We start from the raw sequence: 19,427 nt of genomic DNA, 5'->3' as shown, positions 1-19,427 counted from the left end.
GTGGCCTTCCACCGCTTCGACATCGCTTCGCTCGCCGCCACGCCGTGGAAGAACGGCGGCGGCGTCACGCGCGAGATCGCGTGCTCGCCGCCGGGCGCGAGCATGGAGCGCTTCGACTGGCGCGTGAGCATCGCGACCATCGACCGCCCCGGGCCGTTCTCGGCCTTCGACGGCGTGGACCGCGTGATCATGCTGCTCGATGGAGCAGGTGTGCGCCTGCATTCGCAGGCCGGCGGCATCGATCACCGTCTCGACGTGCCGGATGCGCCGTTCGCCTTCGATGGCGGCGTGCCGCTCGATTGCGAACTCCTGGGCGGTACATCGACCGACTTCAATGTGATGTCGAGGCGCGGCCGGCTGCGCGCCGATGTGCGTGTGCTGCGCGACCGCGCCGACACTGCACCCGTCGCGCACGGGCTCTTGCTCGCGCTGCGCGGATCGTGGCACCTGAACGACCTCGACTGCGCAGCAGGCACGGGTGTCTGGTGGAACGACGAGCCGGCGGCATGGCAGGTCGCGCCGCGTGAGTCCGGCGCTGCGTTGGTCGCGGTGCGCTTTACCGCATCAGGGAGCTGAACCTCATGAACCATTCCGAACTTCCCAGTGCCGATGGCGTCTGGCGACATTTGCGCATCGCGCCCGGTGCGTTCGCCGGCGACCCCGCCATCGAGGGCGATGCCGCCATTGTCGTGGCCGGCGGAAAGATCGCCTGGATCGGTCGCGGCGACGCCGTGCCCGGTTCGTTCGCCGCGCTGCCGCGCTTCGACGGCCGCGATGCGCTCGTCACGCCAGGCCTCGTCGATTGCCACACGCATCTGGTCTACGGCGGACAGCGCGCGAACGAATTCGCGATGCGTCTCGCGGGCGCCACCTACGAGGAAGTCGCGAAAGCCGGCGGCGGCATCGTGTCCTCGGTGCGCGCCACGCGCGAAGCGGACGAAGACACGCTCTACGCGCAAGCGGCCCGCAGGCTCGAGCAACTGCTCGCCGAAGGCGTCTGCGCGATCGAGATCAAGTCCGGCTATGGCCTCGCGCTCGAACACGAGCGCAAGCAACTCCGCGTCGCGCGCCGGCTCGGCGAAGCCTACGGCGTGACGGTGCGCACCACCTTCCTCGGCGCGCACGCCTTGCCGCCCGAGTACGCCGGCCGGCAAGGCGACTACGTCGAGCTCGTCTGCAAGGAAATGCTGCCCGCGCTGGCGTCCGAGGGGCTCGTCGATGCGGTCGACGTGTTCTGCGAGCGCATCGCCTTCTCGCTGGAAGAAACCGAGCGCGTGTTCCAGGCAGCGAAGGCGCTGGGGCTTCCGGTGAAGCTGCATGCCGAGCAACTGTCGGACATGGGCGGCGCGGCGCTTGCCGCGCACCATGGCGCACTGTCGTGCGACCACATCGAGCACCTCTCGTCCGATGGCATCGCCGCGATGCGCGAGGCCGGCACCATCGCCGTGCTGCTGCCGGGCGCCTACTACACGCTGCACGATACGCACCTGCCGCCGATCGAGGCATTGCGCGCTGCCGGCGTGCCGATGGCCGTTTCCACCGACCACAACCCCGGCACCTCGCCGGCGCTCAGCCTGCTGCTGATGGCCAACATGGCCTGCACGCTGTTCCGCCTGACGGTGCCCGAAGCGATCGCCGGCATCACACGCCACGCGGCACGCGCGCTGGGCCTGCAGGACACGCATGGCACGATCGGTGTCGGCCGGCCCGCGAACTTCGTGCTGTGGCAACTGCGCGATAGCGCGGAACTCGCGTACTGGTTCGGCCAGCAGCCCGGACGCACCATCGTCCGGCAGGGGCGCATCGCGAACCAGGAGGCATCCGTTGCTTGACGACGCACACAAGCTATTCGCGGCCGATGCGCTGCTGCCCACCGGCTGGGCGCGCGACGTCCTGATCGAGTGGGACGACGCCGGCAAGCTCTCGGCGGTCACGCCCGGCGTGGAGCCCAACGGCGCCCCACGCGCCGCCGGTCCGGTGCTGCCCGGCATGCCCAACCTGCATTCGCACGCCTTCCAGCGCGCGTTCGCCGGCCTCACCGAGTTCCGCGGCGAGGCGCTGGACAGCTTCTGGAGCTGGCGCACGCTGATGTACCGCTTCGCCGCGAAGATCTCGCCCGAGCAGGTCGAGGCGATCGCGACCTGGCTCTACATCGAGATGCTCGAAACAGGCTACACCTCAGTGTGCGAGTTCCACTATCTGCATCACGATGCCGACGGCAAGCCGTATGCCGATGACGCTGAACTCTCGCTTGCGCTGCTGCGCGCGGCAAAGCGCGCTGGCATCGGGCTCACCCTGCTGCCGGTGCTGTATCAGACCAGCGGCTTCGGCGGCCTCGCGCCCGGCGAAGGCCAGCGGCGCTTCATCCGTTCGACCGATTCGATGCTGCGGCTGCTTGGACGCCTGCGCCCCGCATGCGAAGCGCAGGGCGCTCGCCTCGGCCTCGCACCGCATTCGCTGCGTGCGGTTCCGCCTGGGAGCTTGCGCGATGCATTGGCGGGTCTCGACGCGATCGACCCTTCGGCGCCGGTGCACATCCACATCGCCGAGCAGACGGCCGAGGTCGATGCATGCCTCGCCTGGAGCGGCCAGCGGCCCGTGGCGTGGCTGCTCGACCATGCGCCCGTCGATGCGCGCTGGTGCCTCGTCCATGCCACCCACATGGATGCCGACGAATACCGGCGCGCAGCAGCCTGCGGTGCGGTCGCGGGCCTTTGCCTGACCACCGAGGCCAATCTCGGCGACGGCATCTTCGACTTCAACGCGTGGCGTGCGGCCGATGGCCGCTGGGGCGTGGGTTCCGACAGCCATGCCTGCGTGAATGCGGCCGAGGAACTGATGATGCTGGAATACGGCCAGCGCCTGTCCCTGCGCCAGCGCAATGTCGGCGCCGATGCCGCGCATCGCGAGGTCGCGACTGCGCTGACGCTTTCTGCGGTTCAAGGCGGCGCACAAGCGGCGGGCCGTGCCGTCGGCGGGCTCGCGGTGGGGCAGCAGGCCGACTTCGTGGTGCTGGACGCATCGCACGTCGCGCTGCAGGGGCTCTGTGCGCCGGACATGCTCTCGTCGCACGTGTTCGCCAGCCATCGCACCTCCGCGCTCGATGCCGTGTACGTCGCCGGGCAGGCACGCGTGACCGACGCCCGCCATGCCTTGCATCGCGAGGCCGCATCGGCCTTCGCGGTGGCGCGCGCCCAACTTCTCGCCAAGGACTGACGCCATGCCTTTCACCACCCACGAGCCACCGTTCCGATTCCGTCGCGGCACGCGGCCGCTCTTGATCTCGATGCCGCATGTCGGCACCCATGTGCCGCCGCAGCTCGCGGCCCGCCTGACCGATGAAGCGCGGCAGGTGCCCGACACCGACTGGCATCTCGAACGCCTTTACGACTTCGCGGACGAGTTGGGTGCGTCGGTGCTGGTCGCGACGCACTCGCGCTACGTCGTCGACCTCAATCGTCCGCCGGATGGCGCGAGTCTCTATCCCGGCCAGAGCGTCACCGGCCTGTGCCCCGTCGACACCTTCGACGACACGCCGCTCTATGCCGACGGTATCGGCCCCGACGACGCCGAGATCGCCGCGCGTCGCGAAGCCATCTGGCAGCCCTATCACCGGCAACTCGCCGACGAGCTGGCGCGCATCAAGGCGCAGCACGGCGTCGCCGCGCTGTGGGACGCGCATTCCATTCGCTCGGTGCTGCCCCGCTTCTTCGAGGGCAAGCTGCCGGACCTGAACCTCGGCACGGCGCAGGGTGCAAGCTGCGATCCGGCGCTCGCGCAGACGCTGCTGGGCATCGCCAGGGAAGCGAGCGGCTTCACCAGCGTGCTCAACGGCCGCTTCACCGGGGGCTACATCACGCGCCACCACGGGCAGCCCGCGCAGGGCGTGCACGCGGTGCAGCTCGAGATGACGCAGTGCAGCTACATGCGGGAGGCACTGCCCTTCGACTACCTGCCCGAGGTTGCGGCGCGCGTGCAGCCCCATGTGCGGCGCCTGCTCGAAGCGGTGCTGCAGTTCGTCGAATCCCGCCGGTCCTGAACGCTCGCCAAGGTCTTCCACCCATGAACGCATCCGCGATCCAGGAACTCGTCCGCCCCGAAGTCCCGGGCTTGCCGCCCTACAACGCAGGCCTGTCATCGGAGGCCGTCCGCTCGCGCTATGGGGTCGAGCACATCGCGCGTCTCGCGAGCAACGAGAACCCCTTCGGCGCGAGTCCGGTGGTGGGCCGTGCCCTGGCCGATCTCGCGCTGCGCGTGGGCACGTACCCCGATGCGAATTGCACCGCGCTGCGCGCCGTGATCGCCGAACGCACCGGCGCCCGCGCGGACCAGATCGTAGTCGGCAACGGCTCCGAGTCGATCCTGCAGATGCTCTGCCAGGCCTTCCTGTCGCCCGGCGACCGCGTGCTCACGCAGCGTCCGGCCTTCGGCTTGCACGAGATCTATCCGCGCATGATGGGCGCGAAGGTCGAGCTGCTGGCGCTCACGCCGTCGCTCGAATTCGACATCGATGCGTGGTGCGAGGCGCTGGCGCGCGGGCCGAAGATGGCGATGATTGCCAATCCTTCGAACCCGGTGGGCTGCATGTTCGATGCCAAGGCGCTTGCGCGTTTGCTCGACGCCACACCGTCCGGCACGCTGCTGGTGGTCGACGAGGCCTACTACGAATACGCGCGTGTTGAGAGCGGATTCCCCGACGCGCTGGCGATGCTGCGCGCGCGGTCGCGTCCATGGATCGTGCTGCGCACCTTCTCGAAGGCCTGGGGACTTGCAGCGCTGCGCGTCGGCTACGGCATCGCGTCGGAGGCTTCGCTGATCCAGTGGCTCGACCGCGTGCGCACGCCCTTCAATGTGAACGAGGCCGCACAGGCTGCCGCGCTGGCCGCGTGGGGCGATACCGCGTTCATGGAAAGGGCGGTTGTCGAGACCGTCAGGCAGCGCGAGTCGATGGAGCAAGCGCTGCGAGCCCTGGCGGTGCCCGGCCTTCGCATCGCGCCATCGGCGGCCAACTTCCTCTTCATCGACCTGGCGCGACCGAACGGGCCGGTCAACGAGGCGCTGCTCGCGCGCGGCATCATCGTCAAGCCGTGGAAGGAGCCGGGATTCGAGAGCTTCATCCGCGTGTCGATCGGCTCTGCGGAGGACAACGCGCGCTTCATGGGCGCGCTGCGCGAGATCCTCGGCACGTAGCGACAAGACCCGCCGCCGCAGCGGGCGAAAGGGCGCTTTCTACAATCGCCCCCATGAAGCCCATCGCCTACACCCGTGCCCAGAAGCTGCCCGAGATCCTCGCGCGACGCATCGTCGTCCTCGATGGCGCGATGGGCACGATGATCCAGCGCTTCAAGCTCACCGAGGAGCAATACCGCGGCGAGCGCTTCAAGGACTTCCCGCGCGACGTGAAGGGCAACAACGAGTTGCTGTCGCTCACGCGGCCCGACGTGATCCGCGACATCCATGAGGGCTATCTGGCGGCCGGCGCCGATCTCATCGAGACCAACACCTTCGGCGCGACCCGCATCGCGCAGGAAGACTACAAGATGGCCGATCTCGCGCGCGAGATGAATTTCGAATCCGCGAAGCTCGCGCGCGCGGCCTGTGACAAGTTCAGCACGCCCGACAAGCCGCGCTTCGTCGTCGGCGCGCTCGGCCCGACGCCCAAGACCGCGAGCATCAGCCCGGACGTCAACGATCCGGGCGCGCGCAACGTGACCTTCGAGGAACTGCGCGCGTCCTACTACGAGCAGGTCGAGGCGCTCGTGCAGGGCGGCGCGGACGTGCTGCTGGTCGAAACCATCTTCGACACCCTCAACGCCAAGGCCGCGCTGTTCGCGATCGACGAGTATTTCGAAGCCAGCGGCGAGCGCCTGCCGATCATCATCAGCGGCACCGTGACCGATGCCTCCGGCCGCATCTTGAGCGGCCAGACCGTGACCGCCTTCTGGCACAGCGTGCGCCATGCGCAGCCGCTGGCGATCGGCCTGAACTGCGCGCTGGGCGCGGCGCTGATGCGGCCCTACATCCAGGAGCTGGCGCGCGTCGCGGACGACACCTTCATCAGCTGCTATCCCAACGCAGGCTTGCCCAACCCGATGAGCGAGACCGGCTTCGACGAGACGCCCGATGTCACCTCGCGCCTCTTGCACGAGTTCGCGGCCGAAGGGCTGGTCAACATCGTGGGCGGCTGCTGCGGAACCACGCCCGAGCACATCGCGGCCATCGGACAGGCGGTGTCGCCGGTGCCGGGGCGCAAGCTGAATCCCGCCGGCTTCTATCGCGAAGCGGCCTGAGGCGCAGGCTTTGACACTGGCAGTGCGGCCCTCCCAAGCCGCTTTCGCAAAGGATTCGCGTACATGCACAAACTGACTTGGCGGTGGATCGGCATCGGCGCCCTCGCACTCTCGCTTCCGATCGCCGCGGCGGCGCAACAGGCTTTCACGCGAGGCAGTGTCAACCTTCGGGCGGGCCCTTCGAGCGCCTATCCGCTCGTCGCGCTGCTGGCGCCCGGCCAGCCGCTGCAGGTGATGGGCTGCACCGCCGGCTTCGGATGGTGCGACGTGGTGTTGCCGGACGGTCTTCGCGGCTGGGCCTATGCGGGCAGCCTCGACTACGCGTACGAGGAACAGCGCGTGCCGCTGGCCGCCTACGGCGCGGTGATCGGCGTGCCGATCGTGACCTTCGTGATCGGCAGCTACTGGGGCGACTACTACCGCGATCGCCCCTGGTACGGCCAGCCCCGCTGGTGGGGCGGCAGGCCGCCACCGCCGCCGGTGGCCGGCTGGCGTCCGCTGCCGGCGCCCGCACCGGCGTGGCGGCCGAATCCCTGGCCGGGATATGGCCCGGGCTATCGCCCGCCCGCAGGCGTCAGGCCGCCGGCAGCGGCCTTCAGGCCCCCACCGCCGGCGGGTATCCGGCCGCCGCACGACCCCGGCTTCCGGCCTCCGGCGCCGCCGCCCGACCATGGCTTCCGTCCCGGTGCGCCGGGGCGCCCGGACTGGAATGCGGGACGTCCGCGCGGCGATCACAACGAAGGGCATGGACGTGGCGATGGCGGTGGTCGCGGGCATGACCAGGGCGGCGGCAACGAGCGCGGCCAGGGCCGCGGCCACGGCGATCGCTGAAGGCCGCTCCTCAGGTTTTCTTGCGCGCGATGAGTTCGACGAAGCGCTGGGCGCCCAGTCCCAGCGGACGTTCGCGGGACCACACCACATCGACCCACAGATCGAGTCCGTTCGAGAGGTTCTCGAACGGGATCTCGATCAGCGCACCCGCCGCGACGTGCGGACGCGCGAAGTTGCGCGGCAACCAGCCCCAGCCCAGCCCGGCGGTGATCAGGCTCAGCGCCGCGAGCGCGTTGTCGGTGCGCCAGACGTGCCGCGCGAAGACGAAGCGCGGATCACTGGTTGCCAGATCTCGCCCCGCGACCACGATCTGCCGCGTGGTCGTCAGATGCGCTTCGCGCAGCCGCCCGCCGGCCGCCGCGAGCACCGGGTGGTCGGGCGCCATCACCGCGACCATGGTGTCGTTGGCGACCTCCTGAAAGCCCTCGCGGCCGTCGAGGCTGGGCCGCTCGAAGACCAGCGCGAGCTGCGCGCGTCCGCTGTGCAGCAGCGCCAGCGCGTCGGCCTGCGGGGCGGCGAGCACTTCGACCTCCAGCAGCGGGTATTCCTGCGCGAGCGCGGCCAATGCGCCGCTCCAGGGCGCGGCGAGCAGTTCGGGGGCGATGGCGAGCGTCAGGCGGTTCTCGAGCCCTTGCGTCAGGGCCAGCGCCTGCACCTGCAGCTGCTTGAGCTGCGCGGCGAGCAGCCGCGCCTGCGGCTCCAGCGAGCGCGCCGCGGCGGTCGGCTGCGGCTCGCGGCCGCCGCGGTCGAAGAGGGGAGATCGAGCTCCGCCTCGAGGTTGGCGATGGCCATGCTGACCGCCGACGGCACGCGGCCCAGCGCCCGCGCAGCAGCCGAGAACGAACCGTGGTCGATGACGGCCAGGAAGACCTCCACGTTCTCGCTTGAAAAGCTCATGGCTTCAATCTTTCAATAAAACTGAAAGAAGATGACTTTATATGTCAGTCAATGAAACATAAAGTTCGTCCCGACAGTCACCAACACAGGATCGATTTCATGCAAGGGCTCAAGCGTCGCGTGGTCTACATCACCCTCTACGAAGGCATCGCCATCGTGGCGGCCAGTGCGGGCCTGTCGCTGATGTCGGGCCAGGGGATGGGCCACTCGGGCGTGGTGGCGGCGCTCGCGTCGGTCATTGCGGTGCTGTGGAACCTGACCTTCAACAGCCTGTTCGAGCGCTGGGAATCCCGCCAGGCGGTGCGCGGCCGCAGCGTCAGGCGCCGCATCGCGCACGCGATCGGCTTCGAAGGCGGCCTGGTCGCCTTCCTGGTGCCGGTGTTCGCGTGGTGGCTGAACGTGAGCCTGTGGGAAGCGCTGATGATGGACCTGGGCCTCGTCGTCTTCTTTCTGATATACACCTTCGTCTTCAACTGGGCGTTCGACATGGTGTTCGGCCTGCCCGCAGCGGCGGCCGGAGAAGCCCAGCCGGCGTAAAATCCGCGACTCCCCAAGGAGCGTTGCAGCGCCGTCGCCCTCGCATCACGCGAAGTGCGCCCGCGTCAGGCTTGGGTTCAACGACGCTCGCCTGATCCCGAACTCCCAGGTGAGCGCATGTCTTCCGAATCCTCTCCCATCCTCGTTCCCCCCATGAAGCTTTCCGGCCTGGAGCCGGTGCTGATCGGGGAGGGTGCGCTGTTCGTCAACATCGGCGAGCGCACCAACGTCACCGGTTCCAAGGCCTTCGCGCGGATGGTCCTCAACGGCCAGTTCGAGGATGCGCTGGCCGTCGCGCGCCAGCAGGTCGAGAACGGCGCGCAGGTGATCGACATCAACATGGACGAGGCCATGCTCGACAGCAAGGCCGCGATGGTCCGCTTCCTGAACCTGATCGCGAGCGAGCCCGACATCGCGCGGGTGCCGATCATGATCGACAGCTCCAAGTGGGAAGTGATCGAGGCCGGCCTGCGCTGCATCCAGGGCAAGGGCATCGTCAACTCGATCAGCATGAAGGAGGGCGTGGAGCAGTTCCGGCACCAGGCGCGGCTGCTGCGTCGCTACGGCGCGGCGGCGGTGGTGATGGCCTTCGACGAGAAGGGCCAGGCCGACACCTACGAGCGCAAGATCGAGATCTGCGAGCGCGCCTATCGCATCCTGGTCGATGAGGTCGGCTTCCCGCCCGAGGACATCATCTTCGACCCGAACATCTTCGCGATCGCCACCGGGATCGAGGAGCACAACAACTACGCGGTCGACTTCATCGAGGCCACGCGCTGGATCAAGCGGAACCTGCCGGGCGCCAAGGTCTCGGGCGGCGTGTCGAACGTGAGCTTCAGCTTCCGCGGCAACGACCCGGTGCGCGAGGCGATCCACACCGTGTTCCTGTACCACGCGATCAAGGCGGGCATGGACATGGGCATCGTCAACGCCGGGATGGTCGGCGTCTATGACGACCTCGAGCCCGAGCTGCGCGAGCGCGTGGAGGACGTGGTGCTCAACCGCCGCCCCGATGCCGGCGAGCGCCTCGTCGAAGTGGCGGAAAGCGCCAAGAGCGGTGCCAAGGACGAAGGCAGGAAGCTCGAATGGCGCGGCACACCCGAGCACCCGGTGTCGGTCGAGCAGCGCCTGTCGCACGCGATGGTGCACGGCATCACCGACTTCATCGTGGCGGACACCGAGGAGGCCTACCAGGCGACGATCGCCAAGGGCGGCCGCCCGCTGCACGTCATCGAAGGCCCGCTGATGGACGGCATGAACATCGTGGGCGACCTGTTCGGCCAGGGCAAGATGTTCCTGCCGCAGGTGGTGAAGTCGGCGCGCGTGATGAAACAGGCGGTGGCGCACCTCATTCCCTACATCGAGGAGGAGAAGCGCCAGGACGAGGCCGCCGGCCGCGACGTGCGTACCAAGGGCAAGATCATCATCGCCACGGTAAAGGGCGACGTGCACGACATCGGCAAGAACATCGTGACCGTCGTGCTCCAGTGCAACAACTTCGAGGTGGTGAACATGGGCGTGATGGTCCCGTGCCACGAGATCCTCGCGCGCGCCAAGGTCGAGGGCGCGGACATCGTGGGCCTGTCGGGCCTGATCACGCCGAGTCTCGAAGAGATGCAGTACGTGGCGGGCGAGATGCAGAAGGACGACCACTTCCGCATGCGCAAGATTCCGCTCCTGATCGGCGGCGCGACCACGAGCCGCGTGCACACCGCGGTCAAGATCGCGCCCAACTACGAAGGCCCGGTGGTCTACGTGCCCGATGCCTCGCGCAGCGTGAGCGTGGCGCAGTCGCTGCTCTCGGAGCAGGCGGCGAACTACATCGCCGAGATCAATGCCGACTACGAGAAGGTGCGCCAGCTGCACGCCAACAAGAAGCAGACGCCGCTGTGGCCGCTCGCGAAGGCGCGCGCCAACAAGACGCCGATCGACTGGTCGGGCTACGTGCCGCCGGTGCCGAAGTTCACCGGGCGGCGCGTGTTCCGCAACTTCGACCTGACCGAGCTCGCCAAGTACATCGACTGGGGGCCGTTCTTCCAGACCTGGGACCTGGCCGGGCCTTTCCCCGCGATCCTCAAGGACGAGATCGTCGGCACCGAGGCGGTGCGCGTGTACGGCGACGGCCAGCGCATGCTCAAGCGGCTGATCGAAGGCCGCTGGCTCACCGCGAGCGGCGTGGTCGGCTTCTGGCCGGCGAACACCGTGAACGATGACGACATCGTGCTCTACACCGACGAGTCGCGCACCGAGGCCGCGCTCACCTGGTGGGGCCTGCGCCAGCAGACCGAGAAGCAGATGATCGACGGCGTGATGCGCCCGAGCCGCTGCCTCGCCGATTTCGTCGCGCCGCGCGAGACCGGGCTGAAGGACTACGTGGGCATGTTCGCGGTGACCGCCGGCATCGGCGTCGACAAGAAGGAGAAGTACTTCATCGACGACCTCGACGACTACTCGGCCATCATGCTCAAGGCGCTCGCCGACCGGTTGGCCGAGGCCTTCGCCGAGGCGATGCACCATCGCGTGCGGACCGACCTGTGGGGCTACGCGCCCGACGAGGCGCTGGGCAACGACGAGATGATTGCCGAGAAGTACCGCGGGATCCGCCCGGCGCCGGGCTACCCGGCCTGCCCCGACCACAGCGTGAAGCGGCCGATGTTCGAGCTTTTGAACTGCGCCGAGATCGGCATGACGCTGACCGAAAGCCTGGCGATGCTGCCGGCCGCGAGCGTGAGCGGCTTCTACCTGAGCCATCCCGACGCGACCTATTTCAACGTCGGAAAAATCGGGCATGACCAGTTGCAGGATCAGGCCGCGCGCCGCCAACAGAGCGAGGCGGACCTGGAGCGCCTGCTGGCTCCGAATCTAGGATGACCCCCAGCCTCGCCCACTTCGTGTGGCTCGGACACCCCCTTCCAGGGGCAATACCAGCGGCCCGGCGAAGCCGGTTCCGCGGTATTTCACGAACGGGCCCGGCTGCGCCGGCCGGGGAGCGGGTTCGGGGCTTTCGGCGGCTGCGCGCAGCGCCCCGGCAGGGGGTGGCGAAGCGACACGCAGTGCGCGCAGCCTGGGGGGAGCCCATTGCTGACCTTGCTGTTTGCAGCCGCGCACTACGCGGCGCTGGCCGTTTTCGTCGCCAGTTGCTGGGGCTTGGGGCGGGCGGTGCTCGCGCGCTTCGGCACGCCGGTGCGCAGCGACGTGTGGCTCGAGGCGGCGATGGCCGTCACGACCGGCATCGGGATCTTCATCTGCGTCTTCCAGGCCTTTGGCATCGTGGGCCGGTTCACGCCCACGGTCGTCTGGGGGATGGTCGCGCTCGGCATCGCCCTGGCGATCCCGCAGCTTCCCGCATGGCTGCGGCAGGTGCGCATGCGCGAGGTGCCGCCCACCCTGTCGTGGCTCGAGAAGATGGGGATGATCGCGCTCGCGCTGGTGGCGGTCGTCACGCTCGCCGCGCCGCTCGCGCCGCCGGCGGTGTTCGACGAACTGATGTACCACCTGCCGTATGCCCGCGAAGTCGCCCAGAGCGGCAAGCTCGGCATCTACGAGTGGCTGCGCTATCCCTGGTTCCCGTACAACTTCAACCTGCTTTACGCCGCCGCGCTGATGGTCGGCGGCGACGTGTTCCCGCACTTTCTCAACGCGCTCGCCGGCTGGACCTCGGTGCTGATCGTCTACCGCCTCGGTGTGTTGCACGTCAACCGCGTGGTGGCCTGCGTGGGCGCGACGATCTGGCTCAGCATGGGCGACTACACGGGCGCGCTCATCGATACCAGCGTGGCGCTCTTCGTGCTCGCGGCCTGCGCGGCGCTGTGGTGGTGGCGCGAATCGCCGGCGCCCCAGGGCGCGCGCTGGCTCGGGCTCGCGGCGTTCTTCCTCGGCATCGCGGCCGGCTCGAAATACCAGGCGCTCACGGTGCTGCCGTTGCTCGGTGTGTTCGTGCTCTGGCACGAGCGCCGTCCGCGCGTGCTCGCGGTGGCGCTGCTGTGCTTCCTGGTCCCGTGCATCTACTGGTATGCGCGCAACGCGATCATGACCGGCGATCCCTTCAACCCGATCGGCGCGCGCGTCTTCGGCTTCACCAACTGGAATGCCGAGGACTACCGCCTGCAACTGCAGGACGTGCGCGACCACGCCTCGCTGCCGAGCCCGCTCATCTGGGCGCTGCTGGCCGTGCCTTTCAGCGCGCACTGGAAGCGCTCCGCCGCCTTGCGGGCCGCGATGGTGTTCTGCATCTATTCGCTCTTCGTCTGGAGCCTCACCTCGCGCTATCCGCGCTACCTGACCTCGGCATTTCCGCTGCTCGCGCTGACGGCTGCGGTGGGCTGGGAGACGGTGTTCGGCGGCATCGCCGGCAAGCTGCGCCGGGCGATGCCGGAGCGCGACCGCAGCGGCGGACTCGACCGCGCGGGCCGGTGGGTCGCGATCCTGTTGCTGGCAGCCGGCGTCGGCTTGGTCTTTCACAAGACGCGCGAGAAAGTGTCGATGATCGCGACCACGCCCGAGCAGCGCGAAGCCTTCCTGCGCAAGAACGTGCCGGGCTATGCGGTGATGAACTACCTGCGCGAACATGCGACGGGCAAGGTCTATCAGGTCGCGCTGAGCGAGGCGACCTACTACGGGCCAAGCCCGGTCTGGGGCGATGCGATCGGGCCGTGGCGCTACTCGGACTTCATCCTCTTTACCCCCGCGGACTATGCGCGCAAGCTTGCCGAGAAGGGCTTCGAGGCCATCGCCGTGTCGCTGCCGACGGCGACCTACCTGGAGGCCCAGCCCGGCTTTCGCGACGAGTTCGCGCTCATGTACGAAAAAGACAATGCAAAGGCCTACCGCATTCGCCGATACCGAAATGACCACGCTCCCTGATCTGCGTCCGCTGAGCATTGCCGCCGTGATCCCGTGCTTCAACGAAGCGCTGGCGATCGGGCGGGTGATCGACGAGTTCCGTGCGGCGCTGCCCGCAGCGGAGATCCATGTGTTCGACAACAACTCGACCGACGACACGGCGGCCGTGGCGCGGGCGCATGGCGCCCTCGTCACCCATGTGCCGTTGCGCGGCAAGGGCAACGTCGCGCGCCGCATGTTCGCGGACGTCGAGGCCGACATCTACGTCATGGTCGACGGCGATGCGACCTACGACCTGAGCGGTGTGCGAGGCCTCATCGACCGGATGATCGAGGGCAATCTGGACATGGTGGTCGGCTCGCGCGTCGACGCGGGCGACGACGTGCAAACCTACCGCCCGGGCCACCGCTTCGGCAATCGCCTTTTGACCGGTGCGGTCGCGAGCCTCTTTGGCGGGCACCTGAAGGACATGCTCTCGGGCTATCGGGTGTTCTCGCGGCGCTACGCCAAGTCGTTCCCCGCGGTGTCGAAGGGCTTCGAGATCGAGACCGAACTCACGGTGCACGCGCTCGAGCTGCGCATGCCCTTCGCGGAAGTGCCCGGGCTCTACCGTTCGCGGCCCGAGGGCTCCGAGAGCAAGCTGTCGACCTACCGCGACGGCTGGCGCATCCTGCGCACGATCTTCAAGCTCTTCGTGAGCGAACGGCCGCTGCTGTTCTTCAGCAGCGCGGCGGCCGTGCTGGTGCTGATCTCGTTCGTACTGGCCGAGCCGCTGGTCGTCACCTACCTCGAGACCGGCCTCGTCCCGCGCCTGCCGACCGCGGTGCTCGCCACCGGCACCATGCTGATGGCGATGCTGTCCTTCGTCTGCGGCATCGTGCTGCACACCGTGACCATCGGCCGGCAGGAGGCCAAGCGGCTGCGCTATCTCGCGATCCCGGGCGTGCGGCACCGGGGCCTGCCATGAAGATCGGCAAGGAGTTCCTGTCGTTCGCGGTCGTCGGCGCGATCGGCTTCGTCGTCGACGTGGGCGTGCTCTACCTCGCGTCGCCGCATCTGGGCTGGTACGGCGGGAGGGTGCTGTCCTGGACCGCGGCCGCCACCGCCACCTGGCTGCTCAACCGGCGCTTCACCTTCCGCGCGCGACGGTCAGGTGCCTCGATCGTTCGCGAATACGCGCACTACATGCTGACGATGCTCGGGGGCGCGCTGGTCAACTACGCGGCCTACGTGCTCACGCTGCGCTGGGCCGGCGGTTCGTGGGGGCCGGCGCTGGGCGTTGCCGTCGGAAGCTGCGCCGGGCTGGTGGTGAACTTCCTGTCGGCCCGGTACCTGGTGTTCCGGGCCGAGCGCGAGCACTGAGCGCGGCGCCTCAGTGCGCGCCTGACACCACCACTGGCACCTCGGTCGCCGGCGGCGTGTTGCGGCTGCGGCCGCAGCGCACGATGCCGTCGATCATCACCATCCCCACCCCGGGGATGTCGCCGAGCTGCACGCTCTCCAGCAGCGTCTTGCCGGATGTGTGCTGCGCGCGGTCCATGAACACGAAGTCCGCATCGCGGCCGGGTTCGATCAAGCCGCAGTTGAGGTTGCGCATGCGCGCCGTGTTGCCGGTCGCGAAGCAGAACACCAGCTCGGCCGGGATGTTCGCGAACGACGAGATCAGCGACACCATCCGCAGGATGCCCAGCGGCTGCACGCCCGAGCCCGCGGGGCCATCGGTGCCGAGGATCACGCGGTGCGGGCACTTCAACTCGATCGCCGCCCTGGCCGCCGCCACAGCGGTGCGCTCGTTGCCGTTGTGCACGATCTCGATGCCGCGCGTGCTCTTCTCGCACAGCTCGCACACATGCGCCTCCGGCAGCGAGGTGTGGCCGCCGTTGATGTGGCCAATGATGTCGGCGTCGGCCTCCAGCACCGTGTCCTTGTCGATGTAGCCCGAGCCCGGTACCGAGGGGCCGCCGGTGTGGATGGTGCTCTGGATGCCGTACTTGCGCGCCCAGGCGACCATCTCCTTGGCTTCGTAGCCGGCCTTTACTGTGCCCAGGCCCACTTCGCCGAGCAGGCCGACACCGGCTTCGGCGAGCTCCCTGAAGTCGCTCTCGACCATGCCCTTCTCGATGACCGGCGCACCGGCCAGCACCTTCACGCCGGCGGGGCGGAAGGCGTCGAAGGCGCGCTGCGCGGTGATGGCCAGCGCCTTCAGGCCCACGATGTCCTTGGGCCGGCCGGGGTAGTGCACCTCGCCGGCGGAGATCATGGTGGTCACGCCGCCATTCATGCTCGACTCGATCCAGTTGAGCTGGCTCTGGCGCGGCGTCCAGTCGCCCGCGACCGGATGGACGTGGCTGTCGATCAGGCCCGGGGCGACGCAGGTCTTCTTCGCGTCGATGACGGTTTTCGCGCCTTCGGTGTCGCAGTCCTTCTCCTTGCCGACCGCGACGATCAGCCCGTCGCTCACGACGATGGTGTTGGCATCGAGGATGGGCTTGTCGATGTCGCCCGAGAGCAGCAGCCCTATGTTCCGGATGACGACCTTGCCTGACTTTGCGTTGGTTGCGACTTCTGCCATTTCGTGGCCCCTTCGTGGGGTGGAGCTGTGGAGGATTCTTCGGAAGCCCCGGCATCGACCGTGCGCAGCACCGCCTCGATCACGAAGTCTTCCCAATGCGCGACGGCTTCGGGTGTTTCGAGCGGCTCGGCCAGGAAGGCGGTCAGCGTGTGCCGGTTCGACATGTAGAAATAACCCGTCGACGCGATGAGCAGGTAGAGATCGCGCGGCGCCACATCGGCGCGGAACAAGCCCTGCGCGACGCCGCTGGCCATGATCTCGCGAATGATCGCGATCGCGCGCGAGGAGTATTCGCGCGCGCGCAGCGACTTGGCGATGTGCCGTCCCTTGTGCAGGTTCTCGGTGTTGAGCAGCGTGACGAAGTCGGGGTTCCTGCGGTAGTAGCCGAGCACGAACCGGATCACCGCGGTGAGCGCCTCCACCGGCCGAGAGGCGTCGAGGTCCAGCGCCGCTTCGGCGTCGTCCATGCGTCGGTAGATGCCTTCGAGCACCGCGATGAAGAGACCTTCCTTGCTGCCGAAGTAGTAGTAGATCATCCGGTCGTACGACTTCGCGGCCTTCGAGATCTTCTCGACGCTGCCGCCGTCGTAGCCGTACTTGGCGAACACCTTCGTCGCCGCGCGCAGGATGCTCTCGCGCGTGGCCTGCGCCGCGGCTTCGCGCACGCCGGTGCGGCGCTGGGGGCGGGCGGTCGGGGCCTTTCGCTCGGACATCTGAATCAGGGAGTGCGGCCGCCGCCGGGCCGCCCCAAGGCGAGCCGCGCCCCCCTCGGGGGTGGAGTTACACGCGCACAGCGCGTGAAAAGCCGGGGGGCCATCATTTCTCGGCGAAAGCCCGTTCCACCACGTAGTCGCCCGGCGTGGAGGTGTTGCCTTCCTTGAAGCCGCGTTCTTCGAGGATGCGCTTCAAATCCACCAGGAGCCCGGGGCTGCCGCAGAGCATCACGCGGTCTTCGGCGGGGTTGAGCGGCGGCAGGCCGAGATCGTCGGTCAGCTTGTTGCTCTCGATCAGGTCGGTGATGCGGCCCATGTTGCGGAACTCCTCGCGCGTCACCGTCGGGTAGTAGAGCAACTGCTTGGAGACCATCTCGCCGAGGAACTCATGTTTTGGGAGGTGGTCGGTCACGAGGTCGTGATAGGCCAGCTCGTCCACCTGGCGCACGCCATGCACCAGGATGACCTTTTCGTACTTCTCGTACGTTTCCGGGTCACGGATGATGCTCATGAAGGGGGCCAGCCCCGTGCCGGTGCCGAAGAGATACAGGCGCTTGCCGGGCAGCGTGTAGTCGATGAGCAGCGTGCCCGTGGGCTTGCGGCCCACGATGATGGTGTCGCCCACCTGGATGTGCTGCAGCCGCGAGGTCAGAGGCCCTTCTTCCACCTTGATGCTCAGGAACTCGAGGTGCTCCTCGTAGTTCGGGCTCACGATGCTGTAGGCGCGCAGCAGCGGCTTGTTGTTGACCCTCAGCCCGATCATGGTGAAGTGGCCGTTGGAGAAGCGCAGCGCCGGGTCGCGCGTGGTTGTGAAGGTGAACAGCCGGTCGGTCCAGTGGTGGACGCTCAACACTCGTTCTTCGCTGAATGCACTCATAAGGGTCGGAAATGGTGAAGGACTGAAAAGAAGCGAACCCTCTATTGTCGGCGACGCCTGTTGGCTCGCGGGGAACACTCACGAAAACACCATTGCAAGCATTGGGCCCGTTTGCTACATTGACCTTCAATGTAGTGTTCACCACATGAAAGTTTAGGGAATGCTACACAAACGTCACCTTCGGCACAAGCGGGTATCGGGCACGGTTGTTGCACTCCCGCCGGCCTGATTTTCAAGAGAAGCCCGCGATGACCGAACACACGAAAACAGACGGACTGCCCGGCATGGACATGCCCCTGCTGCCCGAGGCCACCGGCCGCGCGCCGCTGCGCAACGAGAAGATGAGCGCGAGCAAGGTCGAGTGCAATGCCTGTCCCGTGCTGTGCCAGATCTCGGAAGGGCGCACCGGTGCGTGCGACCGCTACGCGAACCGCGAGGGCGTGCTGGTGCGGGTCGATCCGGTCGTGCTGCTGCGCCGCGAACTGTCCGGCGAAACGCCGGTACTGGTGCCCTTCGCACAGGCCGGCGCCGAACCTGCCGGCGATGCGGGCGCAAAGGAAAAGGCGCCGGACTGGAACGGCGATCTCCTCCACGGTGACGAAGTCTTCGTGACCGGCGTGGGCTCCTCCACCACCTACCCCGACTACAAGCCCGCGCCCTTCATCGTCGCCTCCAAGGCCAACGGCGTGGACATGGTCACGGTGGTCACCGAAGGCATCTTCAGCTACTGCAGCTTCAAGGTGAAGATCGACACCGACCGCTTCCTCGGCCCCGAGCAGGCCAACGTCCGCTACAAGGGCGAAGTGGTCGGTCATGTGACAACGGCCGAATACGGCTCGCAGATGCTCTCGCTGGGCGGGGTGCACCACCTCACCGGCGGCAGCAAGAAGGAAGGCCGCATGACCGCCGAGCTGATGCAGCTGCTCGGCAACAAGAAGGCGGTCGAATGCGTGATCGACGGCGGCGCCAGCATGGTGATCCAGGCCGGCCGCGCACCGATCGTCAACGGTGTGGAAGAGCAGCGCATGCGCGTGGGCTGCGGCTCCGCGGCGATCGGCATCTTCGCGCGCCAGCTCTTCGGGCATGCGGACGAGGTCGTGGTGGTCGATGACCACATCACCGGCGTGCTCACCGAGCACCAGGCTGGGCGCTGCCTCGACATGCCGGCCTCGGGCATCCAGATGCGCGGACGCAAATCGACGCCGGGGCGCTATTTCCAGGTCGCGAATCCGGGCACCGGCTGGGGCGGCACCGACATCAGCGATCCGCTGTCGATCATCGAAGGCTGGGAAGAGGGCGTTGCCCGGCCCGGCCTCAAGCTCCTGATGACCTCGACCACCGGCGAGCATGCGCAGTGGTACGTGCTCGACGAGCAACTGCACCCCGTCGAGCAGGAGATGCCCGAGGAAGTGCGCCGCATCGTCGAGCGCATCGGCGAGAACTGCGAGCCGTCGCTGTGCACCGTGCTGTTCCTTGGCGGCGCGGGCGGCAGTTTGCGTGCCGGCGTGACCGAGAACCCGGTGCTGCTCACGCGCGCCATCAAGCAGGCGCTGGTCAACGTGACCTGCGGAGGAGCGCCGGCCTACGTGTGGCCCGGCGGCGGCATCACGGTGATGGTCGATGTGATGCGCATGCCCGACAACAGCTTCGGCACCGTGCCCACGCCCGCGATCGTCGCGCCGATCGAATTCAGCATGCGGCTCGGGGACTACGAAGCGCTCGGTGGCCACATGGAGCATGTCTTCTCGATCGAGCAGGCCTTGGCGCGAGGCGCCCGGCACAACGATGGCGCACCGCTCGCGCGCCAGTGGCAGCGCATGGATGCGGCCAATCCCTGGCCGCTCGGCCAGCCCCCGATGCTGGGATGA

General features: G+C 67.9%; 16 protein-coding genes, 1 pseudogene and 1 riboswitch. Of the genes and pseudogenes, 13 read left to right on the top strand and 4 right to left on the bottom strand.

Translation table 11 applies throughout. The features are described from left to right. From ACQ858_RS21295 to ACQ858_RS21265, 7 genes are all read left to right on the top strand, one after another. Positions 1–576 (top strand): HutD/Ves family protein, encoded by a 576-nt coding sequence (locus ACQ858_RS21295; protein ID WP_431274516.1) that lies wholly within the window; start codon positions 1–3, stop codon positions 574–576. Positions 577–581: 5 nt separating this feature from the next. Beyond that, positions 582–1,832: an imidazolonepropionase gene (gene hutI / locus ACQ858_RS21290; RefSeq protein ID WP_431274515.1), complete on the top strand. Its 1,251-nt coding sequence runs from the start codon at positions 582–584 to the stop codon at positions 1,830–1,832. Beyond that, positions 1,825–3,216, top strand: a complete 1,392-nt coding sequence (locus ACQ858_RS21285) for a formimidoylglutamate deiminase (RefSeq protein ID WP_431274514.1) — start codon at positions 1,825–1,827, stop codon at positions 3,214–3,216. Before hutI ends, ACQ858_RS21285 begins: the two co-directional genes overlap by 8 nt. 4 nt (positions 3,217–3,220) lie before the next feature. Further along, positions 3,221–4,039, top strand: a complete 819-nt coding sequence (hutG, locus tag ACQ858_RS21280; protein WP_431274513.1) for an N-formylglutamate deformylase — start codon at positions 3,221–3,223, stop codon at positions 4,037–4,039. 23 nt (positions 4,040–4,062) lie between these two features. Beyond that, positions 4,063–5,190: a histidinol-phosphate transaminase gene (locus ACQ858_RS21275; protein WP_431274512.1), complete on the top strand. Its 1,128-nt coding sequence runs from the start codon at positions 4,063–4,065 to the stop codon at positions 5,188–5,190. Between the two features lie 53 nt (positions 5,191–5,243). Next, complete coding sequence (locus ACQ858_RS21270) at positions 5,244–6,290, top strand: homocysteine S-methyltransferase family protein (RefSeq protein ID WP_431274511.1); 1,047 nt, start codon at positions 5,244–5,246, stop codon at positions 6,288–6,290. Positions 6,291–6,353: 63 nt separating this feature from the next. Further along, positions 6,354–7,121, top strand: a complete 768-nt coding sequence (locus ACQ858_RS21265) for an SH3 domain-containing protein (RefSeq protein WP_431274510.1) — start codon at positions 6,354–6,356, stop codon at positions 7,119–7,121. A gap of 10 nt (positions 7,122–7,131) precedes the next feature. Here the strand turns inward: ACQ858_RS21265 and ACQ858_RS21260 are convergent. Beyond that, positions 7,132–8,018 (bottom strand): annotated as a pseudogene (locus tag ACQ858_RS21260) (LysR family transcriptional regulator). A 99-nt stretch (positions 8,019–8,117) separates the two neighbouring features. On the opposite strand from ACQ858_RS21260, the gene ACQ858_RS21255 reads away from it, so the two are divergent. The 5 genes from ACQ858_RS21255 to ACQ858_RS21235 all read left to right on the top strand — a co-directional run bounded on the left by ACQ858_RS21255 (position 8,118) and on the right by ACQ858_RS21235 (position 14,759). After that, the gene (locus ACQ858_RS21255; RefSeq protein ID WP_431274509.1) at positions 8,118–8,555 is read left to right on the top strand and encodes a PACE efflux transporter; all 438 of its coding nucleotides are present in this window, start codon (positions 8,118–8,120) and stop codon (positions 8,553–8,555) included. An 11-nt stretch (positions 8,556–8,566) separates the two neighbouring features. Further along, positions 8,567–8,651: riboswitch (S-adenosyl-L-homocysteine riboswitch) on the top strand. A gap of 57 nt (positions 8,652–8,708) precedes the next feature. Then, positions 8,709–11,426 carry a methionine synthase gene (gene metH, locus ACQ858_RS21250; RefSeq protein WP_431274508.1) on the top strand — a complete coding sequence of 906 codons (2,718 nt, stop codon included), beginning with the start codon at positions 8,709–8,711 and terminating at the stop codon, positions 11,424–11,426. Positions 11,427–11,633: 207 nt separating this feature from the next. Continuing rightward, positions 11,634–13,418: an ArnT family glycosyltransferase gene (locus ACQ858_RS21245; RefSeq protein WP_431274507.1), complete on the top strand. Its 1,785-nt coding sequence runs from the start codon at positions 11,634–11,636 to the stop codon at positions 13,416–13,418. Next, on the top strand, positions 13,402–14,364 hold the full coding sequence (locus tag ACQ858_RS21240) for a glycosyltransferase family 2 protein (RefSeq protein ID WP_431274506.1): 963 nt from the start codon (positions 13,402–13,404) through the stop codon (positions 14,362–14,364). Before ACQ858_RS21245 ends, ACQ858_RS21240 begins: the two co-directional genes overlap by 17 nt. Beyond that, on the top strand, positions 14,361–14,759 hold the full coding sequence (locus tag ACQ858_RS21235; protein ID WP_431274505.1) for a GtrA family protein: 399 nt from the start codon (positions 14,361–14,363) through the stop codon (positions 14,757–14,759). Before ACQ858_RS21240 ends, ACQ858_RS21235 begins: the two co-directional genes overlap by 4 nt. Before the next feature lie 10 nt (positions 14,760–14,769). On the opposite strand, the gene ACQ858_RS21230 is transcribed toward ACQ858_RS21235, so the two are convergent. The 3 genes from ACQ858_RS21230 to ACQ858_RS21220 form a co-directional block, all read right to left on the bottom strand. Next, positions 14,770–15,969 carry an amidohydrolase family protein gene (locus tag ACQ858_RS21230; protein ID WP_431274504.1) on the bottom strand — a complete coding sequence of 400 codons (1,200 nt, stop codon included), beginning with the start codon at positions 15,967–15,969 and terminating at the stop codon, positions 14,770–14,772. Continuing rightward, positions 15,915–16,682: a TetR/AcrR family transcriptional regulator gene (locus tag ACQ858_RS21225; RefSeq protein ID WP_431274503.1), complete on the bottom strand. Its 768-nt coding sequence runs from the start codon at positions 16,680–16,682 to the stop codon at positions 15,915–15,917. The genes ACQ858_RS21230 and ACQ858_RS21225 overlap by 55 nt, the downstream gene beginning before the upstream one ends. A 103-nt stretch (positions 16,683–16,785) precedes the next feature. Next, the gene (locus ACQ858_RS21220) at positions 16,786–17,559 is read right to left on the bottom strand and encodes a ferredoxin--NADP reductase (protein WP_431274502.1); all 774 of its coding nucleotides are present in this window, start codon (positions 17,557–17,559) and stop codon (positions 16,786–16,788) included. Between the two features lie 248 nt (positions 17,560–17,807). On the opposite strand from ACQ858_RS21220, the gene ACQ858_RS21215 reads away from it, so the two are divergent. Beyond that, positions 17,808–19,427 carry a 6-hydroxynicotinate reductase gene (locus ACQ858_RS21215; protein WP_431274501.1) on the top strand — a complete coding sequence of 540 codons (1,620 nt, stop codon included), beginning with the start codon at positions 17,808–17,810 and terminating at the stop codon, positions 19,425–19,427.

It is taken from the genome of Variovorax ureilyticus (genome assembly GCF_050632185.1).
Taxonomy (GTDB): Bacteria; Pseudomonadota; Gammaproteobacteria; order Burkholderiales; family Burkholderiaceae_C; genus Variovorax; species Variovorax ureilyticus_A.
This window is presented reverse-complemented; position numbering and strand designations above follow the sequence as displayed.